Origin of the sequence: Longimicrobium sp. (assembly GCF_036280135.1) — a bacterium.
In the GTDB taxonomy this organism is placed as follows: Bacteria; Gemmatimonadota; Gemmatimonadetes; order Longimicrobiales; family Longimicrobiaceae; genus Longimicrobium.
In genome coordinates this window covers 1-3388 of the sequence record NZ_DASURI010000104.1, presented here as the reverse complement: position 1 = coordinate 3388, position 3388 = coordinate 1, and the positions used below count along the sequence as shown (strand labels likewise).

At 74.8% G+C, this 3388-nt stretch carries 2 protein-coding genes and 1 pseudogene; all 3 read right to left on the bottom strand.

All coding sequences use genetic code 11. The annotated features are described in order from the left end of the window. Positions 1–553: pseudogene (locus VFZ20_RS03310) on the bottom strand (hypothetical protein); the annotation flags it as partial. 114 nt (positions 554–667) lie between these two features. Further along, a complete protein-coding gene (locus VFZ20_RS03305) occupies positions 668–2608 on the bottom strand; it encodes a M56 family metallopeptidase (protein ID WP_329682401.1) in 1941 nt (646 codons plus the stop codon). After that, positions 2605–2994, bottom strand: a complete 390-nt coding sequence (locus VFZ20_RS03300; protein ID WP_329682400.1) for a BlaI/MecI/CopY family transcriptional regulator — start codon at positions 2992–2994, stop codon at positions 2605–2607. The genes VFZ20_RS03305 and VFZ20_RS03300 overlap by 4 nt, the downstream gene beginning before the upstream one ends. Positions 2995–3388: the final 394 nt, after the last annotated feature.

Sequence of the window (3388 nt, the reverse complement as noted above, 5' to 3'; positions counted from 1 at the left end):
AGACGGCGAGCTGGATGACGTCCTCCGTCGTCTCCGGCCTCACCCCCAGGCCGGCCAGCTCGCGCAGGGCGGCGCCGGTGGCGTTGCCCAGGGCCATCACCATCAGCTCCCTGTCCTCCACGCCGTCCGCGTCGCGCACGCCCAGCCCGCGCAGGGTGGAGACGAAGCCGCGGTCCGGATGAAAGCGAAAGTGCCCCGCCCCGCGCCCCTCGCGAAACGCGCCCTCCAGGTCAAAGTCGCCCGCCTCGCGCTCGATGCGGAACGCCACGGGGGTGGAAACGGCGGCGTTGACCTGCGCGTCCGTGAGCCCCACGAGGGCCGCGCGGTCGATGGGCCGGCCCCAGGTGCCCGTGCCGTAGAGCAGGGTGATGTGCATGGCCCCGTCGCGGACCTCCAGGGTCCAGGTGCCCTCCGTGGGCTCGGCGGTGCGTGGGGTCGTCATCGGGGACGCGCGGCGCGGTTCGGCGTGGGTGCGGATGCCGGCGGCCGCCCGGAGCGCGACGGCGGAAGAAAGGAGCAGGACGGCGGCGGCCGCCAGGACTGCAAGGCGCATGGATCGTTCTCCCGTTGCAAGGAAGGTCGGGTTTCGTGTCCCGTCGGGGCCGCGCGGGCCCCGCCGTCCGTCCGTGCGGGCGCGGCGGATGGGGATCCACCGCGCCCCCGTCCGTCAGGGCCGCGCGGGCTGTTGTCCCCGGCGGCTGTTGATGAGCTCGCGGTCCACGCCGCTGGCGCGCAGCCGCACCAGCTGGTCCGCCGTGAGGTCCGCGAAGCCGGCGGCGCGCACCTCGCGCACGTAGTCCGCGTCCACGTGGTGGCCGCGCAGCTCCGTCAGCTCCCCGGCCGTGAGCCCACGCAGCCCCACCTCCTCCAGGGAGCGGATGTACCGCGCGTCCACGCCCAGGGCACCCAGCTGCGCCAGCGTCTCGGCGTCCAGGTCCCGCAGCCCCGCCGCGCGCATCTCCGCGATGAACGCCGCGTCCACGCCGCTGGCCCGCAGCACGCCCAGCAGCGCCGGGGCGAGGTCCCGCAGGCCGGCGCGCTCCAGCTCGCGGACGTACGCGGCCGTCACGTCCAGGGCGCGCAGCTCGGCGGCATCGTCCGCCGTGGCGGGGCGGATGCCGGCGGCGCGCATCTCCCCCAGCCACGCCGTCGTCACCCCCACGGCGCCCAGCGCCTGCAGCTGGTCCGGGGTGAGCCGTCCCCAGCCGGCCGCGTTCATCTCCCCGGCGTAGGCGCCCGTGACGTCCGTGGCGGCCAGCTCCACCAGCTCCCGGGCGGACAGGTTGTCGTAGCCCGCCGCGCGCAGGTCCCGCACGTAGGCGTCGTCCACGCCCAGCGCGCGCAGGGCGATGAGCGTCTCCAGGCTGTCGTCGGGGAAGGTGTCCGCCGCCGCGCGGGCCGACGCCGACGCCTCGGCGTGCGCCTGCACCCGCAGCTCCGCCAGGGCGCCGATCCCCTCCTTCTTGCCGGCATCCGGCTTCGTCTTCTCCGCCCCGTCCTTGCCCGTGCCGTCCGCCCGCGCGGACGCGGGGCGGGCGCTGGCCTCCGTGGGCCGGAGCGCGGAGAGGGGGAGAACGAGCAGGCCGGCGGCCAGCACCGTCAGCAGCGTGGCGCGCGGGGAGGGCGCGCCGCGGCTGCGGGCGGCGTCCAGCACCCACAGCAGGCGCGACTCCAGGTGCGACGGCCGGGCCATGCTCACCAGCGCCGGGGCCGCCATCCGCGAACCGCGGTGCGTGCGGGCAATCTCCAGCAGGTGCGACGCGTAGTCCGACGCGCGCGTGCCCGTGCCCAGCACCAGGTCGTCGCAGGCGCGCTCGCGCTCCACGCGCAGGCGGCGGGCGGCGTACCACACGGCGGGGTGCCACCAGAACAGGGCGCACGCCACCTGCGCCAGCGCCTGGGTAAGGCAGTCGAAGCGCTTGACGTGCGCCAGCTCGTGGGCCAGCACGGCGCGCCGGCGGTCGTGCGGCCACGCGTCCGCGCCCGAGGGGATGACGACGGACGGCCAGACGATGCCGCCCGTGGCCGGCATGACGGCGCCCCGGGCGCGCAGCAGCAGCACGGGCCGGCGCAGCCCCAGCCGCGCGGCGGACTCGTGGACGGCGTGCAGCCACTCCGCGTCGCGGACGACCTCCGCGCGCCGCCCCAGCCGCGCCACGCCCCAGAAGCCCATCGCCAGCCACCCCAGCCCCGCGGCCACCCCGCCCAGAACCAGCAGGGCCGCCGCGCGCGCCATCCACGCCGTCCGTCCCTGCGGCGCATCGGCGGATGCGATCTCCGCAGGCACCTCCATCACAGCGGGACGCGGGACGACCGTCTCCGGCGCGCCGATCCGCCCGGCGGACGCACCCTCAGCGAGCGACGGGGTGGAGGCGGATGACGCGGCCGGGAGAACGGGCACCTCCCAGCGGGGCAGGAGGAGCGAGAAGGCGGGCAGGGCCAGCACGCCCACGATGCCCGTGAGCCACACGAGGTGCCGCGCGGCGGCGGAGGCGCGCCACAGCAGGGCGGCGGCCAGGGCTGTCAGGGCCAGGACGAGCGTCGCCTTGGCGGCCAGCGCGGCCAGGAAGGGGAGCCACTCCGCCCCCGGGGGAAGGATGCCGTTCATCGTCCCTGCTCCCGTGCCTGGTGGATGACCTGGGCCAGCGCGTCCAGCTCCTCGTCGCTGGGCGGCTCGTCGCTGGATTCCAGCAGCGCCGCCATGGCCGCCGCCGTGGAGCCGGCGAAGAACGTCCGCACCATGTGCCGCAGGGCGGACCCGCGCACGTCCTCGTGCTTCGCGGTGGGAAAGTAGACGTGGCGGATGCCTTCCTGCGCATGCTGCAGGTGGCCCTTTTCCTCGAGGATGCGCAGCATGGCGCGCACGGCGGAGTAGCTGGGCGGGTCGGCCAGCCGGGCGCGCACTTCGGATGCGCTGGCGCGGCCCAGGCTGTACACCACCTCCATGATCTGCCGCTCGCGGCGGCCCAGGTCCAGCGGCGGACTGGCGTCCATGGGAATCTCGGCTCCGGTGTGAAGAACCTGCTAGTACACTAGCACGTGCTAGTGTACTAGCACATCGAGCCGGAGTCAAGAACAAACTTTCGGGGGACGTTTCCGCGGGGTGCGCGCGGACATCCGGACGGCTCGCGCCGGGAGCGGTCCGCCCTCTCCCGGCCTCTCCCCGCTCGTTCCTCGCGAGGAGAGGAGAACTGCGTCGTGGGCTCCGGTCCTGGAGCGTGGAGCCGGAGTGTGTCTCGCCCGCGGAGTGAGCAACCGGGATGATCGTTGACAGAACAGACCGGGAGGATGGTTGACAAGTCCTCACGGTGCTGACGCTGTTCAAAACGATGTTGCTCTTCACCCACCCCTTGGGAGGCGTAAGCAGCCCCACGGGAATGGGAGCCCT

Coding starts and splice junctions, on each gene's coding strand:
- VFZ20_RS03300 (WP_329682400.1), bottom strand. CDS start 2,994: ATGGACGCCAGTCCGCCGCTGGACCTGGGCCGCCGCGAGCGGCAGATC.
- VFZ20_RS03305 (WP_329682401.1), bottom strand. CDS start 2,608: ATGAACGGCATCCTTCCCCCGGGGGCGGAGTGGCTCCCCTTCCTGGCC.